General features: G+C 63.4%; 18 protein-coding genes and 2 riboswitches. Of the genes, 8 read left to right on the top strand and 10 right to left on the bottom strand.

Features of this window, described 5'->3' with window-relative positions:
* Window positions 1–17: 17 nt before the first annotated feature.
* From JOF47_RS00400 to JOF47_RS00385, 4 genes are all read right to left on the bottom strand, one after another.
* Window positions 18–599, bottom strand: a complete 582-nt coding sequence (locus tag JOF47_RS00400) for a DUF305 domain-containing protein (protein WP_245356194.1) — start codon at window positions 597–599, stop codon at window positions 18–20.
* 596 nt (window positions 600–1195) lie between these two features.
* A complete protein-coding gene (locus JOF47_RS00395; RefSeq protein ID WP_209995216.1) occupies window positions 1196–2026 on the bottom strand; it encodes a C40 family peptidase in 831 nt (276 codons plus the stop codon).
* A 6-nt stretch (window positions 2027–2032) separates the two neighbouring features.
* Window positions 2033–2192, bottom strand: a riboswitch (cyclic di-AMP (ydaO/yuaA leader).
* A 127-nt stretch (window positions 2193–2319) separates the two neighbouring features.
* Window positions 2320–3252 carry a M23 family metallopeptidase gene (locus JOF47_RS00390; RefSeq protein ID WP_245356193.1) on the bottom strand — a complete coding sequence of 311 codons (933 nt, stop codon included), beginning with the start codon at window positions 3250–3252 and terminating at the stop codon, window positions 2320–2322.
* Window positions 3253–3327: 75 nt separating this feature from the next.
* A riboswitch (cyclic di-AMP (ydaO/yuaA leader) is annotated at window positions 3328–3512 on the bottom strand.
* Window positions 3513–3593: 81 nt separating this feature from the next.
* On the bottom strand, window positions 3594–4292 hold the full coding sequence (locus JOF47_RS00385; RefSeq protein WP_209995214.1) for an iron-dependent transcriptional repressor DtxR: 699 nt from the start codon (window positions 4290–4292) through the stop codon (window positions 3594–3596).
* Between the two features lie 292 nt (window positions 4293–4584).
* On the opposite strand from JOF47_RS00385, the gene serC reads away from it, so the two are divergent.
* Window positions 4585–5706, top strand: coding sequence for a phosphoserine transaminase (serC, locus tag JOF47_RS00380; RefSeq protein ID WP_209995213.1), 1122 nt, complete (start codon window positions 4585–4587; stop codon window positions 5704–5706).
* Window positions 5707–5943: 237 nt separating this feature from the next.
* On the opposite strand, the gene JOF47_RS00375 is transcribed toward serC, so the two are convergent.
* Both JOF47_RS00375 and JOF47_RS00370 read right to left on the bottom strand, forming a co-directional pair.
* Window positions 5944–6450, bottom strand: a complete 507-nt coding sequence (locus tag JOF47_RS00375) for a DUF3027 domain-containing protein (protein WP_209995212.1) — start codon at window positions 6448–6450, stop codon at window positions 5944–5946.
* 4 nt (window positions 6451–6454) lie between these two features.
* Window positions 6455–6838 carry a cold-shock protein gene (locus JOF47_RS00370; RefSeq protein ID WP_209995211.1) on the bottom strand — a complete coding sequence of 128 codons (384 nt, stop codon included), beginning with the start codon at window positions 6836–6838 and terminating at the stop codon, window positions 6455–6457.
* A gap of 240 nt (window positions 6839–7078) precedes the next feature.
* On the opposite strand from JOF47_RS00370, the gene JOF47_RS00365 reads away from it, so the two are divergent.
* The 5 genes from JOF47_RS00365 (at window position 7079) to JOF47_RS00345 (ending at window position 11073) form a co-directional block, all read left to right on the top strand.
* Complete coding sequence (locus tag JOF47_RS00365; RefSeq protein WP_209995210.1) at window positions 7079–7294, top strand: hypothetical protein; 216 nt, start codon at window positions 7079–7081, stop codon at window positions 7292–7294.
* A 113-nt stretch (window positions 7295–7407) separates the two neighbouring features.
* On the top strand, window positions 7408–8118 hold the full coding sequence (locus JOF47_RS00360) for a response regulator transcription factor (RefSeq protein ID WP_209995209.1): 711 nt from the start codon (window positions 7408–7410) through the stop codon (window positions 8116–8118).
* Window positions 8119–8191: 73 nt separating this feature from the next.
* A complete protein-coding gene (locus tag JOF47_RS00355; protein WP_245356192.1) occupies window positions 8192–9634 on the top strand; it encodes a sensor histidine kinase in 1443 nt (480 codons plus the stop codon).
* Between the two features lie 204 nt (window positions 9635–9838).
* Window positions 9839–10129 (top strand): WXG100 family type VII secretion target, encoded by a 291-nt coding sequence (locus JOF47_RS00350; RefSeq protein ID WP_209995207.1) that lies wholly within the window; start codon window positions 9839–9841, stop codon window positions 10127–10129.
* Between the two features lie 44 nt (window positions 10130–10173).
* Window positions 10174–11073, top strand: coding sequence for a DUF4031 domain-containing protein (locus JOF47_RS00345; protein WP_209995205.1), 900 nt, complete (start codon window positions 10174–10176; stop codon window positions 11071–11073).
* Window positions 11074–11183: 110 nt separating this feature from the next.
* Here the strand turns inward: JOF47_RS00345 and groL are convergent, their stop codons facing one another.
* The 3 genes from groL to JOF47_RS00330 form a co-directional block, all read right to left on the bottom strand.
* Entirely contained in the window at window positions 11184–12812 is a 1629-nt protein-coding gene (gene groL, locus JOF47_RS00340) for a chaperonin GroEL (RefSeq protein ID WP_209995203.1), read from the bottom strand.
* A 280-nt stretch (window positions 12813–13092) separates the two neighbouring features.
* Complete coding sequence (locus JOF47_RS00335; protein ID WP_209995201.1) at window positions 13093–13755, bottom strand: LytR C-terminal domain-containing protein; 663 nt, start codon at window positions 13753–13755, stop codon at window positions 13093–13095.
* 94 nt (window positions 13756–13849) lie between these two features.
* Window positions 13850–14146, bottom strand: coding sequence for a DUF3263 domain-containing protein (locus JOF47_RS00330; protein WP_209995200.1), 297 nt, complete (start codon window positions 14144–14146; stop codon window positions 13850–13852).
* Window positions 14147–14275: 129 nt separating this feature from the next.
* On the opposite strand from JOF47_RS00330, the gene JOF47_RS00325 reads away from it, so the two are divergent.
* The gene (locus JOF47_RS00325) at window positions 14276–15049 is read left to right on the top strand and encodes a uracil-DNA glycosylase (RefSeq protein WP_209995199.1); all 774 of its coding nucleotides are present in this window, start codon (window positions 14276–14278) and stop codon (window positions 15047–15049) included.
* Here JOF47_RS00325 and JOF47_RS00320 read toward each other — a convergent pair.
* Window positions 15046–16788 carry a threonine/serine exporter family protein gene (locus JOF47_RS00320; protein WP_209995198.1) on the bottom strand — a complete coding sequence of 581 codons (1743 nt, stop codon included), beginning with the start codon at window positions 16786–16788 and terminating at the stop codon, window positions 15046–15048. The genes JOF47_RS00325 and JOF47_RS00320 overlap by 4 nt on opposite strands.
* A 199-nt stretch (window positions 16789–16987) precedes the next feature.
* On the opposite strand from JOF47_RS00320, the gene JOF47_RS00315 reads away from it, so the two are divergent.
* On the top strand, window positions 16988–18043 hold the full coding sequence (locus JOF47_RS00315; RefSeq protein ID WP_209995197.1) for an LLM class flavin-dependent oxidoreductase: 1056 nt from the start codon (window positions 16988–16990) through the stop codon (window positions 18041–18043).
* Window positions 18044–18083 lie beyond the last annotated feature (40 nt).

Genomic DNA, 18083 nt, shown 5'->3' with positions numbered 1-18083 from the left:
ATCTGTCGGTTCGTCCGCTACTTCTTGAGCATGTCTCGCATGTGGGCGATTTCGGCGTTTTGGTCGGCAATGATTTTCCGGCCCAGTTCCAGCACCCTTGGATCCTTGCCGTTTTTCAGTGCGTCTTTGGCCATTTTCGTGGCTCCGAGGTGGTGCCCGATCATTTGGTTCAGGAAGAGTTCTTCGGCCGCACGGCCTTGGGCGTTGGTCAATGCCTGCAGGTCTTCTTCACCGAGCATGCTTTCCATTGCCATGGGGTGGCCCATTTCCCGGGGTTCACCCCATCCTTCCAGCCATGATTCCATGAGTTTGATTTCCGGGGCCTGTGCGTTCTTGATGTCGGTGACAAGTTTCACCGTTTCCGTATGCAGGTTGTTCTTTTTCAGCATGGTCTCGCTCATGAGAACGGCTTGTTCGTGGTGCGGGATCATCATCTGGGCGAACGTGGTGTCGGCGCCGTTGTGCTCATGGCCGGCCGCGTGCTGGCTGGTCGTGGTGTTTCCGCCGGGGACCGGGGCCGGTGCAGAGCAACCGGCCAGGATTAGGGCGCCCGCCACAAGGGGAGCCGAAAGCATCAGGGTTGTCGTGTTCTTTTTCAACGTCTTTTCCTTGCGTGAGATGTGTTTGTGTTCCGGTTTTGCTCCGGAAGGCTCATCTACGGCAAATACTCAGTTGTTGTGGTGACGGTGACTGGAATACGTCGTCGCTGAAGGTGACCAGGCGCGGACGATATGGTGTCGGCCCCGCACGGGGTGCAGTTCCCCCGCTCCCAGGCAAGCCGAGCTTGCGGGCAAACGCCACGAGACCGAGAACGCAGGCGACGAGCAGTGCGCATTCGCCCGGTCCCAGCCCATGCTCTCCGCCGGGTACGGCGGCCGGCAGCTGTTGATCGCTGTGTTTGTGTGCGGAGGCCGAAAAGGAAGCCACGGTAACGCTGGCGGTCCGGGTTTCCCCGTGGCGCATTGGATCGAAGGCGGCCCCGGCGACTACATGCATGGAGAGCAGGCCCAGGAAGAAAGCACAGAGTACCAAAACCCGCATTGCGGGCGGCAACGCCCGGCGAATGACTGGTCTGGACGGCTTCTTCACACGATCCACAGTATACCCTCTGGGGGTATCATTCAATTTTGTCCGGGCAACGCAAAAGCCCCGCTGCATCCTTGTGGATTCAGCGGGGCTTTTGAAAGAATGCTGCTTACTTGGCCAGGGTGTAGTAGCCGTAAAGCGGGTTGCGGCTCACGTCGTGAACGATCGTGTCGACGGTCGGGTTCTGTGCGCCAACCATCTTTCCGCCGCCGAGGTAGATACCTACGTGGCCGCCACCGTTCTGGAAGACCAGATCGCCGGCTTTCGGGCTGCTGGTGCGCACGAACTGGCCGGAGGCGCGGATCGCGGAGGTGCCGCGGGCGATGTCGATGCCGTGCTTGGCGTATACGTACTTCACGAAGCCGGAGCAGTCCCAGCCCGATGGGGTGTTGCCGCCCCAGACGTAGGGAACGCCGGTGTACTGGGCTGCCGTTGCAGCAATGCCGGAGAGGCTTGAGGTCTTGATCGAGGCGCTCTTGGGAGCCACTGCGGTGCTCACGGCCCCGCCGCGGTTGGAGCGGGTCGTCGGCGCAAAGGCGTCAGCCGAGGCGCGGTTTGCCGTTGCGCGGGTCACCGGAGCCGCGTTGTTGTCGCGAGTCGTAACCGTGTTGGCCACTGCCACGACGACCGGAGCCGGCTTGGAAGTGAATGCCGCACGCTCGATGTCCAGGTCCTTGACCTTGGATGCGGAGACCGAAACGGCCTTGACCGCTACACGCTCTGCCGAGAGACCTTCGACGGGGGTAGAGGATACATCGCGGGTTGCCGCGCCCTGACCCGGGACACCCAGGGTCAGAACCAGGCCGGATGCTGCTGCGATTACTGCTGCTTGACGACCGACCGACCCAGCGTTCGAGGCAACTGCCTTCGAGATGGATTCAAGTGGGTTCGTCCGAACCGGAGTCGCGCGGTGGCGACCAAGTGCTTGACGTGTAGTCACGTTGTTATTGCCTCTCCTGATGCCTACGAGGTGAGCTGTCGGGTTCGAGTGGGAGTCACTCGGCAATCCGGCACCTTGCGGTTCCGGGTTGCTTAACCCCAAGGCTTCCTAAGTTCAGAAGCCAAAAATTGGGTCCCCCGCCACTGCCATGCGTTTTTTGAACGGACACCATGCGGCGGCAGTGCTCGGCACTCCTCATGGCGGTAGTCGGGCTTGAGCGCCGACTACATTTCTACAATATATGAAACAAGTGTGAATGTCACATTCTGGTCACGGAATGGTGACATTGTTCGTTATAACCAACCCGCTGGGTTGACCCACTTGCCGTTAACGATGACCTCGAGGTGCAGGTGGCAGCCCGTGGAATTGCCGGTCGTGCCTACGAGCGAAACAACATCGCCCCGCTCGACCTTCTGGCCCACGGTGACCTTGCGGGCCGAGTTGTGGTTGTAACTGGTGTGCAAGCCGTTGCCGTGGTCGATCTCCACGCGCTGGCCCGAGTGGCCCGCCCATTCGGACTGCACGACAGTGCCTGCCGCAACAGCCTTCACGGGAGTGCCGCACGTGGCGCCGAAATCAAGTCCGTTGTGGCTCATGTAGCCGGGGCCCGTCGGGTTCTTGCGGTGCCCGAAGCCGGAAGTCAGTCGGACGGTATCCAGCGGTTTGGCCAAGGCCCCGCTGGTCTGGATCTTCGAGACGTCGCCGCCGGCGGCGGTCATCACGGTGGCCAGCTTGTCTTCCTTGGTGAACTTGCTCGTCACCGAGGCACGCTCGATCTTGACGTCCTCAGAGGCAGGGGCCTGAACGTCCACGACGACCGACTGTGCCACGCGGGCTTCGCCCGAGGGGAGCTCGTCGGCTTCCTGCGACGGGCTAGCCGCGGCCAGCGCCAGTCCGGAAACGGCTGCAACTGCGGCGATCTTGTGCGTGAAGCCAAGGCGCGAGCGGTTGGGACGCGGTGCGAACCGCAGTACGTTGTTGAGTTCTTCGGACTCGACCTGGGCGTAGAGCTCTGGCGCCAAGGGAGTCGACTCTTCGACGCGCTCGGTGGCGGCAATGGCCGCGGCGTCGGGGGCTGCGCCGTAGCGCAGGCTGGCTTCAAATCGACGGCCGACGTAGCTTGCCGGAGTCGCCTCGGAAAGCTCGGGAACCACCTGCAGGGAGCGTCGACCGCTGCGGCGGGATGGTGCTTCGTCGGTCAATTCGGAGTCGACAATACGTTCCAATGTGCCTTCGGCAGGCGAAGCATCAACCGGCCCGGACGCACGGCGACGGCCGGAATTGTGCTGCTGTGTCAAATGACAACCTCTCATGTATCGCCTGCGAAGTTAGCTGTCGGATTCGAGTCATGAGATCAACTCGGCCGAGCCCACCGTGGCGGACTCAACTTCACCCCAAGATCCATGGTTCAAAACCATGAAACGGTTGAAATGGGTCCTCCGCCCCTACCGGTAAGTCTTAGTCCAGAATCCGCCGGTAAGGTTATGCGAATCGGATCTGGATTGAGTCACGAAAATATGACACAACTAGAAACCCTACCGGGCTTTAGTCCAAAGTTACAATTCCGTTATCTGTCCAAGCGCCTGACAAACACATGGGCGCTGACCTCGGTCGGAAGCTCCAGCGCTCCTTCTATGCCCTGGACGCGAACCAGCACATAGTCGTCCGCGCGTTCCAGCGTGACTAGGGCACCCGGGCGAATTCCGCCCTCATCGAGCTGCACCAGGAGCTCGGGTTCCACCTGGATGGACTCGGCCAACCGCTCCACGCGCACTGGACCCGTGTTTCCGTCGGAAAGGGCCGAATCGAGATTTTGGACACCTACCGAGATTTCGGCCAGTTCGGGGCCGCCCAGGGCTTCGAGTCCGGGGATGGGGTTTCCGTAGGGAGAGGACGCGGGCTGGCCCAGCAACTTGTATAGCCGCTGCTCGACGCGCTCGCTCATGACGTGCTCCCAGCGGCAGGCTTCGTCGTGGACGTATTCCCATTCCAAACCGATCACATCGGCCAGCAGCCGCTCTGCCAAACGGTGCTTGCGCATCACGCCCGTGGCCAGTTCGCGGCCCCGTGCCGTGAGTTCGAGGTGGCGGTCGGTTGTCACGACAACCAGGCCGTCGCGTTCCATGCGGGCGATGGTCTGCGAAACGGTGGGACCCGAATGCCCCAGTCGCTCGGCGATGCGCGCACGGAGCGCCGTGATTTCTTCCTCTTCGAGCTCCAAAATGGTGCGCAAATACATTTCGGTGGTATCGATCAGGTCTGACACGTCTGCCGCTCCTGCACGGGTTGGTTATACACGGAATTACTACGCCCACCACTCTACCCGCCGCTTCCCCTGCGATTTGTCACCCAAGCACCCCCGCCGCTTCACACGCGGTTCGCCCCGGGGACTCATTGGCCCGGTACGGACGGCTTCAAGGCCTGCGGCCGTTAATAATGACGACTCGCTTTTACGTGTTTGGGTGCGCAATGCGGGATTATTGAAACACCGACCCCATGGCTTTTGCCATCGCGTGGCGTGTCGGAAGAGCGAACCCAGCCTTTTATCGAGGAGCAACATGAGCATCGGCCTGACCATTCCCGAAAATCTTTTGCCAGTGGACGGGCGTTTCGGTGCCGGTCCTTCCAAGGTGCGCCCGGAGCAGGTCCAGGCCCTCGTGGAAGCCCGCAGCGACCTGCTGGGCACCTCCCACCGCCAGGCCCCGGTCAAGAACCTGGTTCGCGACATCCAGGAAGGCCTGAAGACCTTCTTCAACGCCCCGGCGGACTACGAAGTGGTTCTGGGCGTCGGCGGATCCACCGCTTTCTGGGACATCGCAACCTTCGGCCTGGTCCGCAACAAGGCACAGCACCTGTCCTTCGGCGAGTTCGGTTCCAAGTTCGCCTCGGCCACCAACAATGCACCCTTCCTTGCGGAGTCCTCCATCATCAAGTCCGAGCCGGGCACCCGCCCGGTTCCGGTTGCCGAGGCCGGCGTCGACGTGTACGCCTGGCCGCAGAACGAAACCTCCACCGGCGTTGCGGCACCGGTGCACCGCGTGGAAGGCGCAGACGAGGACTCGCTGATTGTCATCGACGCCACCTCCGCGGCAGGCGGCCTGGACGTCGATGTCTCCCAGGCCGACGTCTACTACTTCGCCCCGCAGAAGAACTTCGCCTCCGACGGCGGCCTGTGGATCGCGCTCTTCTCCCCTGCCGCCATTGCCCGCGCCGAGGAAATCGCAGCCTCGGACCGCTGGATCCCGGACTTCCTGAACCTGAAGACCGCCATCGACAACTCGCGCCTGAACCAGACCTACAACACCCCGTCGCTCTCGACGCTGGTTTCGCTCAACGCACAGGTGCAGTGGCTCAACACCAACGGCGGCCTGGAATTCGCGACCGCCCGCACCAACGATTCGGCTTCCCGCCTCTACGAGTGGGCCGAGGCCTCCTCGTTTGCGAGCCCGTACGTATCGGCCCCGGAAGACCGCTCCAACGTCATCGCCACCATCGACTTCGATGATTCGATCGACGCAGCTGCGGTTGCAAAGACCCTGCGCGCCAACGGCGTCGTGGATGTCGAGCCGTACCGCAAGCTCGGCCGCAACCAGCTGCGCGTTGCAACCTTTGTTGCTATCGAGCCCGAGGACATCTCGGCCTTGATCAAGTGCATCGAATACGTGCTTGCCAACAGCTAAGCCCACGGCGCTCGGATAGCCGATCCGGGGCGCGTCGTCCGCCTGCCGTGACGCAGGTGGACGACGCGCCCCGTTTTCGTGCGCGGACAAGACGACCCTTCCGCATCGCGATGGTGGCCGCCCATCCGGCAAAAAGCCAAGGCAACGATAATGGGCAGGGCGGAGATGCCGATGCATCTCCGCCTTGCCCATTGGTCGACCAGTCTCCCTGTCGATTATTCAACTACTTTGCGGGGCTTAGCCCTCTTCGGGAAGTTCCCCGTCGGCATCTTCCTCGTCTTCGAATGGCTCGGGGGAATCTTCCGCGCCATTCTCGGACACGCCGGCGGCTTCCTGATCGGTGTCTTCCTCGGCGTTCGCGGATTCATCCGTGCCCCCGGCGGCAATCCCGGCCGCCTCCTCGGCGGCCAGACGCTCGGCTTCCAGGTCCTCCGGGCGCACGCGCTCGGCCCACGGAACCCATGCGGGAGCCAGCAACGCGTCTTCGCCCGGCAGGATGCCGACTTCGCACACGGTGATGTCCTTGGCCTGGGCGCGCGGTATCCGGGTCAGCGTCGCAAACCAGCACCAACCCTCGTATCCGGGCTGCAGCGTGACAAAACGGTGGGTCACCAAGCGGTCACCGTCGCACACGGCATCAATGTGTTCGCCGATCATGGACGCCGGAGCGATCTCCAGCAGGGCCGTGCGTGCGCGATCCCGCGCTGCGGCCAGTGTCTCGTCGAGCTTTGGTTTGCGGGCCATGGGCTTAGGCGTCGAGATCGTCGGCAACGGCGCGCAGCACTGAGGCTACCTTTGCACCTTGGGATTTCTCCGGGTAGCGCCCGTGGCGCAACCCGTTGGATACCGAATCCAGCACCTTGATGAGGTCCTCGATCAGCACCGCGGTGTCAACTGCGTCCTTGCGCTTGGCGCGGGCCACCGATGGGGCCGCTTCCAAGACGCGTACGCTCAGCGCCTGCGCACCCTTGCGGCCTTCGGCGATGCCAAACTCCATGCGAGTACCGGCCCGCAACTCGGTCACGCCTGCCGGCAGTGCCGAGGCGTTCAAATACACTTCCTGGCCCTCATCGGTCACCAGGAATCCGAACCCCTTGGCGGGTTCGTACCACTTCACTTTGCCGGTTGGCACGTCTTGCTACCTCGTTCTTGCGTCACAATGGGCCACGGGAAAATACAGTTCCCCGATCCCATATCTGGCGATTCCCGCCGCGGGCCCCAGATCCGTGGACGGATCGGTGGGCTCTTCACGCCGGGCAAGTCTATTCTTCTAGGGTACGACATTCGCGGCAATTGACGACCCACCTGCGATGCGGACCCGCATTGTGGTTCCGCGACCGGCGCGCTGTAACTTTAAGGGGTGAATACCACCGTGAAAACTCCGGCCGTCCAGCGGTTCCTGACCCTGTTCGCCGGGGGCCTTGCCATCATTTCGTTTATCGCATTGGCCGTCATCCTGATCCAGTACATGCTGGGCTACGTCCTGTCCCCGCTGCTGCTGGCCGTTGGTCTCTACGGGCTGCCGCTGGCCTTCATCTTGCTGATGGTTGTCTTGGCCCTCAATTTCCGCGAACGCCGCAGGGGCTAAGAGCCTTCTCGGGGCAACTTGGCCGCGGACAAGGTGCCGGCATGCGGGCAAGGTCAAAGACCCACTCAAGGAACACACAGGATTCTTACAGTTACCGGTTGCAGACTATAGACATGAATGCCAAGACCCCCGAAGCCAGGCTGCTGGTTGTTGACGATGAACCCAATATCCGCGAGTTGCTTTCCACCTCATTGCGCTTCGCAGGTTTCGAAGTCGTGGCAGCGGCCAACGGACGCGAAGCCCTCGCCGCAGTGGAAAAGGAAGCGCCGGACCTGGCCGTCTTGGATGTCATGCTTCCGGACATGGACGGCTTCACCATTACCCGCCGGCTGCGCGCCGCGGGCAAACACTTCCCGGTGCTCTTCCTGACGGCCCGCGACGACACCGAGGACAAGGTCACCGGCCTGACCGTTGGCGGGGACGACTACGTCACCAAGCCCTTCAGCCTCGATGAGGTGGTAGCCCGCATCCGCGCGGTGTTGCGCCGCACCCAACCCGCGGAGGAAGACACTGCGGTGATCCGGGTGGACGACCTGGAACTCGACGACGACGCCCACGAGGTCCGCCGGGCCGGCGAGGTCATCGACCTCTCCCCCACCGAATTCAAGTTGCTGCGCTACCTGATGATGAACCCCAACCGGGTGCTCTCAAAGGCGCAGATCCTGGACCACGTATGGGAATACGACTTCAACGGGGACGCCTCCATCGTCGAGTCCTACATTTCCTACCTTCGCCGCAAGATCGACTCGCGTCCCGAGTGGCCCTCGCTGATCCAGACCAAACGCGGGGTCGGCTACTTGATGCGCACCTCGGATCGCCGCTAAAGGGGTTTAGGGAGTGCAAGGTTTGCGTCGCTTCTGGCGGCAGGTTTCGCTGCGTACCAAACTAGTGGCGCTGATGAGCATGTTGATGATCTTGGGCATCGTTGTCACGGCCGTCGGTTCGGCGCAGTCGCTGCGTCTCATGCTCACCGCCCAGGTCGATTCGGAGCTGAAGAGCAATTCGGTGGCGATCACCTCGTTGATGCTCAACGACTATGCGGAGATCGCCCCCATCAACCCCAAGAGCCCCGGGTTCGACCGTTTCTACGGGGACCTGCGCGATGAGTCCGGCAAGATCCTCTACACCATGCCGCGCAAGGAAACCTCAAACAATGTGAAAGCGGATATCCCTGACCTGGATCTCACGACCCTGAACAAGCTCCGGGACGATCCGTCGATTTCGGTGACGGTTCCGGGGACATCCCTGAGCTCCAGCGGCTGGCGCGTACGCATAGTCACGTTGAACCGCAGCGACTACGACCTCATTTACGCCCTGCCGATGGATTCGGTCCAGGACACGGTGACCAAGGCCGCCATGCTTGTCATGTCGACAGGCATGCTTGCGACGCTGCTGATGTCCATGATTGCCTACGGCATCACCACCCGGGCCCTGCTGCCGCTGCTTCGGGTGGAACGCACGGCCGCGGCGATTGCTGCCGGCGACCTTTCCCGCCGAGTCGAGGAATATCCCCCGGAAACCGAGGTCGGCAGGCTCTCGCGCTCGCTGAACGCCATGTTGGCGCACATCGAGCATGCGTTCCGTGGCCGGGCCGCTTCCGAACGCAAGATGCGGCGCTTCATCCAGGATGCCTCGCACGAGCTGCGCACGCCGCTGGTCACCATCCAGGGGTACTCGGAGTTCTACAGGCAGGGCGGGTTGTCGGATCCGGAAATGCTGCGCACCGCCATGGGGCGCATCGAAGCGGAATCCAAGCGCATGGCCCAGTTGGTGGAGGACTTGCTGACCCTGGCACGGCTGGACGAGCAGCGTCCGCTTGACCGGAAGCCGGTGGATCTCCTGCTCTTGGCCGGAGACGCTGCGGAGGATGCGCGGGTCAATGCCCCAGACCGCAAGGTGCGTCTGGTCGGGCTCGAGGGCGGCGGACCGAAACCCGCACCCACCAGCGGGGACGAGGCACGGCTGCGCCAGATCGTGGCAAACCTGATGACAAACGCACTGCGTTACACCCCCGAGGGCAGCGACATTGAAATAGCCGTCGGCGTGAAGCCCGTGATCAATGGCCGGTCGGATGCCGTCCTGGAGATCCGCGACCATGGACCGGGCATCTCCGAGGAGGAGGCGGGACGCGTCTTCGAACGCTTCTACCGCGCCGATTCCTCGCGGCAACGCGAAACCGGCGGAACCGGTTTGGGACTTGCCATCGTGGCTGCCATCGCGGCCCAACACGACGGTTCGATCAGGCTCAGCGAGACCCCGGGGGGCGGGGCCACCATGTCCATCCACCTGCCCTATGTCGAGCCGGAGTGCGACCCCGAGGACGCCTCCGCCGAGGCGTAGCCTTCGCATTCCGAAAGCACCAACCGTGGGACCTGAACGGCTCCTCCACCTTATGCACAGTCCGTCGCGGGTCCGACCCGCGGCGGACTTGCTGTTTCTAGCCTAGGGACGGGAGCGCATCCCCAGTCGCTGCCGCTCCAGCCCGTTGGAAGGGCCAGCGCCCTTCCGCCTCGCCCTGGAGCACCGTCCACAAGGAGAGAACCAGTGAGCACATTCGCCGCGAACACCAGTGAAATGCAATTGCGGTCCATGGCCGTGCAGGCGACCATCGAAAGGGTGCGGGCGGAGGTTAATTCCATGACCTCCTCGCTGCAGGACCTGCAGGGGACCTGGCAGGGCGCGGCATCCGCGAACTTCCAGTCCGTCGTCGCAGATTGGCGCGCCACCCAGATCCGCGTCGAGGAATCCCTCAACGCCATCGGCACTGCCTTGAACAGGGCCTCGGTGCACTACGAAGAGGCCGAGGCGGCAAACACCAACCTGTTCACATACTGACCGCGTGCCGCCCGGGGCAATCGACCAGGCATTAGTGTTGCCTTGTGGCAATACTCATCGATCCCCCGCTGTGGCCGGCCCACGGCACCCTGTTTTCCCACCTTGTATCCGACGCGTCGTTGGACGAGCTGCGCAACTTCGCACTGGAACAGGGGCTGCCGGAAAGGGCGTTCGACAGGGACCACTACGATGTCCCGCAGAAACGCTACGAGACACTGGTGGCGGCCGGCGCGCTGCCTGTCTCCGCAACCGAACTGGTGCGCCGCCTGGTGCGCTCCGGGTTGCGGGTACCTGCACGGGAACGCCCCGAGCGCCTGGATGCGGTCCTGCTGGCCCGCTGGGACGGGTTGTTGCCCGGTGAACCGGCACTTGGCCGGGACCTGCTGGCGCGCTGGTCCGAGCCCCACCGCGCCTACCACGACCGGGCCCACCTGCTGGCGATGCTTAGCGCCCTCGACACCCTGACCGGTTCCAACGAGCAAGACCCTGCACACCGCTCCCTGTACTTGGCGGCCTGGTACCATGACGCCGTCTACAACGGCTCCCCCGCCGACGAAAAGGATTCAGCGGCACTGGCCGCCGCGCAACTTCCGGGAGTCGGGCTCGAACCCTCTGAGGTCGGCGAGGTGGTGCGGCTGGTTGAGCTGACCATCGAGCACCGCCCGGCCACCGACGATGCCGCGGGACAGCTGCTCTGCGACGCGGATCTGGAGGTCCTGGGCCGCGAGGCCGGCGCCTACCGCCGTTACGCACTCGCCGTGCGCCGGGAGTATGCCCACGTGCCGGAACCTGCGTTTGCCGCGGGCCGGGCCGCGATCCTGCGCAAGCTGCTGGAAGCTGACTCCCTGTATTCGAGACCGCTGGCCCGTTCCCTGTGGGAAACCCGGGCCCGGGCGAACCTGGCCGCGGAACTCGATCTTCTGGAGCGCCCCGAACCCGCCTGACGGCGAAGGTTCCCGGTTTGTTAAATGCGGCGGGCCGCGGAACACCATTCCCCCAAAGGGGAACGTGTTCCGCGGCCCGCGCGGTATTGCCAGAGGTACAGCAGGGGGGATTAGAAACCGCCCATGCCGCCCATGTCGTCGCCGCCACCTACTGCTGCGCCGGCCGGAACCGGCTTGTCAGCAACAACTGCTTCGGTGGTGAGGAACAGACCTGCGATCGAGGCGGCGTTCTGCAGTGCGGAACGCGTAACCTTTACCGGGTCGTTCACGCCGGCAGCCAACAGGTCCTCGTAGACGCCGGTGGCGGCGTTCAGGCCGTGGCCGGCCGGCAGGCCCTTGACCTTGTCGGCGACAACGCCCGGCTCCATGCCGGCGTTGAAGGCGATCTGCTTCAGCGGTGCTTCGATGGCAACGCGGACGATGTTCGCACCGGTTGCCTCGTCGCCCGTCAGTTCCAGCTTGGCGAATGCAGCTGCGCCGGCCTGGATGAGGGCCACGCCGCCACCGGCAACGATGCCTTCTTCAACGGCGGCCTTGGCGTTGCGCACTGCATCTTCGATGCGGTGCTTGCGTTCCTTGAGCTCGACCTCGGTTGCGGCACCGGCCTTGATGACTGCAACGCCGCCGGCCAGCTTGGCCAGGCGTTCCTGCAGCTTCTCGCGGTCGTAGTCCGAATCGGTGTTCTCGATCTCGGCGCGGATCTGGTTCACGCGACCAGCGATCTCCTCGGCGTCGCCTGCACCCTCGACGATGGTGGTCTCGTCCTTGGTGACAACTACCTTCCGGGCGGAGCCCAGCAGGTCGATGGTGGCGTTTTCGAGCTTCAGGCCGATTTCCTCGGAGATGACCTGGCCACCGGTGAGGATGGCGATGTCGGCCAGCATGGCCTTGCGGCGGTCGCCGAAGCCCGGTGCCTTGACGGCGACGGACTTGAACAGGCCACGGATCTTGTTCACGATCAGGGTGGCAAGAGCTTCGCCTTCGATGTCCTCGGCGATGATCAGCAGCGGCTTGTTCGACTGCATGACCTTCTCCAGGATGGAGACCATGTCCTTGACGTTGGTGATCTTCGAGTTGACGATCAGGATGTACGGATCCTCAAGGACCGTTTCCTGGCGCTCGTTGTCGGTCACGAAGTAGGCGGAGATGTAACCCTTGTCGAAGCGCATGCCCTCGGTGAGCTCAAGCTCGAGGCCGAAGGTGTTCGACTCCTCGACGGTGATGACGCCTTCCTTGCCGACCTTGTCCAGGGCCTCGGCGATCAGTGCGCCGATTTCTTCGTCACCGGCGGAGATCGATGCGGTGGCGGCGATCTCTTCCTTGGTTTCGATTTCCTTGGCGGAAGCCAGCAGCTCGACGGTGACGGCCTCGACGGCCTTCTCGATGCCGCGCTTCAGGGACAGCGGGTCGGCGCCGGCTGCAACGTTGCGCAGGCCTTCCTTGACCAGTGCCTGAGCCAAAACGGTGGCGGTGGTGGTGCCGTCGCCAGCAACATCGTCGGTCTTCTTGGCAACTTCCTTGACGAGCTCGGCACCGATCTTTTCGAACGGATCCTCGAGCTCGATCTCCTTGGCGATGGAGACACCGTCGTTGGTGATCGTGGGGGCGCCCCACTTCTTTTCCAGAACGACGTTGCGTCCACGCGGGCCGAGCGTTACCTTGACGGCGTCTGCCAGAATGTTCAGGCCGCGCTCAAGGCCGCGGCGTGCTTCCTCATCAAATGCAATGATCTTGGCCATAGCGGCTTATGTCCTTTCGGGACGTTCATGCGTATCTACGACCGGAGGCAACGCCCGCGACGGACGAATATTCCCCGATGTCATGGGACGATCGTGAAACATTCTCGCTGCTCTGGTCCAGGACTCACTCAAACACAGACTCCGGACCGCATGGATTCGCCTCGAATAATCGATCGAATTAGCAGTCGGAACTCGTGAGTGCTAATACAAATCTTGGCACTCAAGCATGGAGAGTGCAAGCTGTACGCGTTAGCCCAGAGCATAGCCCGCGGCGCGATCCTTAGCGGAAGCTGTTTCCCAGGACCACTGCAATGCTGCCCGGGATGTTGGCGCTCTTGACGACCGAGCTGATTCCAAGGTCCTCGGCTGCCTGTTCGGCGGTGGCGCGGCTGGCCTCATCACGGTAGTAAACCGTGGAATAAGTGACCTGCTTGCTCCAGTTGGCGGCCGAGACGTTGGTGAATCCCGCGTTCAGCAGCGTGGTGCGAACGGTGCCGGCCAGTCCGGATTTCTTGGCGCCGTTGTAGACGCCCACCTTCATCGAGAGGTCCGCTACGCCACCGAGCTCCGATTCGCCAGCGCTCGGGACCGCATCCGTTTGGCTGGGTTCCGCCGATTTGGAGGGCTTGCCCGAAGCCTTCGGGCTCCCGGATTCCTTCGCCGAAGGCTTCTTGGACGCCGACTTGTCGGCCGAGGGCTCGGTGCTGCTTGCCGCCACGTTTGCCGGGGCCTTGCCACCCCCGTCATTCAGGAGCTTGGGCAATGCGGTGAAGGAAAACACTCCGACCAACAACGCAACGGCACCGAAGACCATCAGCCAACGGAGGCCCGGGCGCACGCCACCGGCAGATGCGGCAGCCGCCCAGCCATTGGCGCGGTGTGACCCACTGCGGTTGCTGAACTCTGGGACGCGATCAAATTCATCGCGCGGATAGTTGGTCATGCCCGTCCTCGGTGATGTGTCTAGCTTTGGGGGCACACGCGGATACATGAATGCAGACGCGGTTGAAGAACAAAACCTTCAACCTGCGTTGTACTCAAGCCTCTGATTCGACCTTTTTGGCCGAACGAGCGCGGTGCCTCGTCGTTCGTAGTCTACGCAATCGTTTGACCAGCGTGGGGTCATAAGCCAACGCGGCGTCCGTGTCGATCAGGGTGTTCAACAGCTGGTAGTAGTTGGTTGCGGATATGGAAAAGAGCTGCGAGATGGCCTGTTCCTTGGCTCCGGCGTACTTCCACCACTGCCGCTCCAGCGCAAGGATCCGCTGGGAACGCTCGTCCAATTCACTCGACTCATCAAGCTCGAACTCAAGCCCAAGTGCCTCGGTTGGCATCGCACACCCTCAACAATCCAGTTCTCCGCATGGTGAACCTCTACAAATTAGTTCAATGTAATTATTCTAACGCGGATCCGGTGCATGTCATTTGCTTCAAGGTGGCCCGATCCGGCCACAATGGCTGCTATGGACACCGGAGAACCAACACTCTTTGAGCTACCAGGCGAGCAACCCGACACCACCAGGTTCCCCTTCGACAGGGGTCTTGGCGATGCGGTTGCGGCTGGTCTCGTGGCCCCAGACTGGGCCGAGGCGTTGGCTCCGGTCGAAGGCAACCTCGTCGACATTGCCAAGGTCCTGGAGAAACGCCGGGGAGCCGGGGAGCACGTGCTTCCGGCGCCCTCGAACATCTTGCGCGCCTTCCAGCTGCCCCTCGCCGAGGCCCGCGTGCTGGTCATGGGGCAAGATCCATACCCCACGCCGGGGCATTCGGTGGGCTTGAGTTTCTCGACCCGGGCATCGGTGAACCCGCTCCCCCGGAGCCTCAAGAACATCTACACCGAGCTGCACACGGACATGGGAATTATCACGCCGACCCACGGAGACCTCTCGGCGTGGGCCGCCCAGGGAGTGGTGTTGCTGAACCGCGTGCTTTCGGTCGGGGCCGGCGCCGCAGGCTCCCATCGCGGCATCGGCTGGGAAGCCGTTACCGACACGGCCATCGCCGCACTTGCCGACCGCGGCGCCCCGCTGGTTGCGATCCTCTGGGGCAAGGACGCCCAGGCGCTGGGACCCCGGCTGGGCGAGACCCCGATCATTGCCTCGGCGCACCCGTCGCCGCTGTCGGCACGACGCGGGTTCTTTGGCTCACGGCCCTTCAGCCGAACCAACCAGCTGCTGGAAGCACAAGGGGCAACGCCCATTGACTGGTCGCTGCCCCCGGTAGTCCGCACGCGCTAACGGCGGCGGATGCCGCTGCGTTCCCCGCTGACGGCGCTGCCGGTGAACGGCCGCGCCAGGGTGTCCCCGAAGACCACGCCGCCGGCGATGGCCATCATGATGGTGAACGCCGTGAACATATCGACCACGGCCCCCGTCATGTCCTCGACGTCGAACACCAGGCCGTACATGGACCGGAAAATCATCAGGCCCGGCAGCAGGAACACGATGGCGGGGGCCGCAAGTACCAGCTGGGGCGCCCGCATCCGGTGTGCAACGATCCGGCCCGCCAAGCCGATGAACGTGGCGGCCACGGCCGGGGCCGTCCGGTCCCCCACGCCCAGTGCCTGGATGCCCAGCAGCACCAGATAGCCAAGCAGCGCTATGGCTCCGGTGGGAAGCAGGAGGGCGCGGCTGGTCTGTTCGGTCACGGCGCCCATCACGACGGCCGCCGCGACCAGGACAACAAGCAGCCACCCCGGGTAGGCGATCTTGTCGATGGTCCGCACGTCGAGCTCCGGCGCCCCGGCCAATTCGCCAATCACCAGGGCCGCCATGATGCCCGTCAGGATTGCCGCGTAACTGAGCCCCGCGGAGAAAAACCTGCCCGCGGCCGTCACGGGGAACCCGTTGATGGCATCCTGCAGCGCCGAAACGAACCGGGACGAGGGCAGCAGCAGCAAGATTCCGCCAGAAACCACCAGCGCCGGGTCGATCGGTGCATTCAAGGCATGGAACAGCACGGCAACGGCCGTGACCACAAAGGTGGATGCGGCGATGGAAAAGAAATCGGGGATGCGCCAACGCGAGGCGTACTTCGCGATCTGCCCGACCAAAAGCGATGAGGCGAATGCAATCGCGGCGCCCGCCAGGGATCCGCCGATGAAGACAACAAACGCTGCGGCGAATCCGCCGGCAGCGGCGGACACCATCCAGCGCGGGAAGGGCTTGGGCTGCCGGGAGATTTCGCGAAGCCGGTCCACCGACTGCTGGCGGGTGACACCGCCTGCGACAATGTCGGACACCAGCTGGTGCACGTAGGCCAGGCCGGCGAAGTTGTTGGTCCACGAGCGCACCACGCGCAGCATGGAATATGAATCTCCCTCCGGCGGGGAGAAGTTCAGGTGGATCGACTGGTTGGTGATGTCCACGTCGATGTGCCGCAAACCCAGGGCGGCAGTCACCGCAATGACGCTCGTCTCGACCTCCAGGGCGCCGGCCCCGTAGCGGAACATCGTTTCGGCCAGATCCAGCGCAAATTCCAGGGTCTTGCGTGCCGAAGCGTCCTGCGCCGAATTGACCTTCGGATTGGCATAGGGCGTGCCCCTGAGCCTGTCCACGATGCTGAACGCCTGGGTCGGCGGGGCGTCGGAGGCCAGCCAGCGGGAAATCATGCGCCTGGCCGTGGGGTTGGCCCGCGGAGGGAGGGCCGGGGCCCCGCTGGGAGTCACGCCGACCTGCCCCGTCTGGGCGTTCAGCTTGTCCTGCACCTCGGGAGGCAATTTTGCCGGCGGCTGGGATGCACTGGGCGTCGGACGCGGAGGTGTCGAGTGCTTCCCTCGCTCCGCCGCGCGCCTTCCGGGCGCTGCCGGGTTTCCCGGGGCCGGCGGCTGTTGCCGCGCCGCGGGCACGCTTGAATCAGCCGGTGCCAGCAGATTCATTTCCCGCGTCTGGACCCGCCTGATGCTCGCGACTTGGGGATTTGGGTCTTCACCGGAGGGCACTGTTTTGGCACCGTCCGGATCCTTGCCTGAAGACACGCTCACTCCTGTCGGTTGCGCCTTTTCACCCCCACCTTACAGCCGTATCTTGGGTATTTATTGAACACGTTTCCTGACTCACATTTTGCCCCGCGCACCAGGCTTCGCAGAGAGTCCCGGGAATATCCCCCGACCCACCCGCGTTGGGCAAAAATAGATGCAAATGTATTCAAATCACTGGAAGGCGAGCACTGCAACCATGAGTGAAAACCACACCCCGCGCCGGCAACTTGAAATCGGCGTTGAGACATTCGGAGACATCACCGAGGATTCCGGCGGCCACCTGCTGCACCCGGCCGAGGTCATTCGAAACGTTGTCGAGGAAGCCAAGGCCGCGGAAGCCGCGGGGCTGGACTTCTTCGGAGTCGGGGAACACCATCGCGACGACTACTCGGTGTCGGCACCCGAGGTCGTCCTGGGCGCCATCGCCGGCGTGACCAAGAACATCCGGCTGGGCTCCGCGGTCACGGTCCTGAGTTCCGACGATCCCGTGCGCGTCTACGAGCGCTTCGCTACGCTCGATGCGCTCTCCAACGGCCGTGCCGAGGTAATCCTGGGCCGCGGATCCTTCATCGAGTCGTTCCCTCTTTTCGGCTACGAACTTTCCGACTACGAGATCCTCTTTGAGGAGAAGCTCGCCCTCTTTGCCAAGCTCCGCAAGTCCGAGCCGGTGACATGGCAGGGGCAGACCAGGTCGGCCTTGCGCAACCAGAGCGTTTACCCGCCCATCGAATCCGGCCTGCTGGACACCTGGGTGGGCGTGGGCGGGAGCCCAGAGTCCGTGGTACGGGCGGGCCGCCACGGGCTGCCGCTCTTCTTGGCCATCATCGGCGGTGCACCCATGGCATTCGAACCACTGACGCGCCTCTACAAACGTTCGCTCGAGGAATTCGGCCACCCGGAGCAGAAGATCGGCGCACACTTCCACGGCCTGGTCGCCGACACCGACGACGAGGCTCTGAAGCTGCTATGGCCGCACTACAAGCGCACCATGGACCGCTTGGGTGCCGAGCGCGGATGGCCGCCGGCAAGCCGCATGCGTTTCCAGGCTTCGGCGGGCCCGGACGGTTCCCTCCTGGCTGGCAGTCCCGAGACCGTAGCCAAGAAGATCGCCGCCTTCGCCAAGGGTCTCGGCCTCTCACGCGTCGACATCAAGTACTCGAACGGGACCCTGCCGCACGAAACCATGGTGCGCAGCATCGAATTGCTGGGCACCAAGGTCAAGCCATTGGTCCTGGACATGCTCAACGACTAGCGATCACCGGGGCACGATCTGCCCATTGACAAACAGAAAA

Origin of the sequence: Paeniglutamicibacter kerguelensis (assembly GCF_017876535.1) — a bacterium.
Classification (GTDB): Bacteria; Actinomycetota; Actinomycetes; order Actinomycetales; family Micrococcaceae; genus Paeniglutamicibacter; species Paeniglutamicibacter kerguelensis.
Note: the sequence above shows the minus strand (reverse complement) of the source record. Positions and strands in the feature narration are given on the sequence as shown.

Coding starts and splice junctions, on each gene's coding strand:
- serC (WP_209995213.1), top strand. CDS start 4,585: ATGAGCATCGGCCTGACCATTCCCGAAAATCTTTTGCCAGTGGACGGG.
- JOF47_RS00375 (WP_209995212.1), bottom strand. CDS start 6,450: ATGGCCCGCAAACCAAAGCTCGACGAGACACTGGCCGCAGCGCGGGAT.
- JOF47_RS00360 (WP_209995209.1), top strand. CDS start 7,408: ATGAATGCCAAGACCCCCGAAGCCAGGCTGCTGGTTGTTGACGATGAA.
- JOF47_RS00355 (WP_245356192.1), top strand. CDS start 8,192: ATGAGCATGTTGATGATCTTGGGCATCGTTGTCACGGCCGTCGGTTCG.
- groL (WP_209995203.1), bottom strand. CDS start 12,812: ATGGCCAAGATCATTGCATTTGATGAGGAAGCACGCCGCGGCCTTGAG.
- JOF47_RS00335 (WP_209995201.1), bottom strand. CDS start 13,755: ATGACCAACTATCCGCGCGATGAATTTGATCGCGTCCCAGAGTTCAGC.
- JOF47_RS00330 (WP_209995200.1), bottom strand. CDS start 14,146: ATGCCAACCGAGGCACTTGGGCTTGAGTTCGAGCTTGATGAGTCGAGT.
- JOF47_RS00325 (WP_209995199.1), top strand. CDS start 14,276: ATGGACACCGGAGAACCAACACTCTTTGAGCTACCAGGCGAGCAACCC.
- JOF47_RS00315 (WP_209995197.1), top strand. CDS start 16,988: ATGAGTGAAAACCACACCCCGCGCCGGCAACTTGAAATCGGCGTTGAG.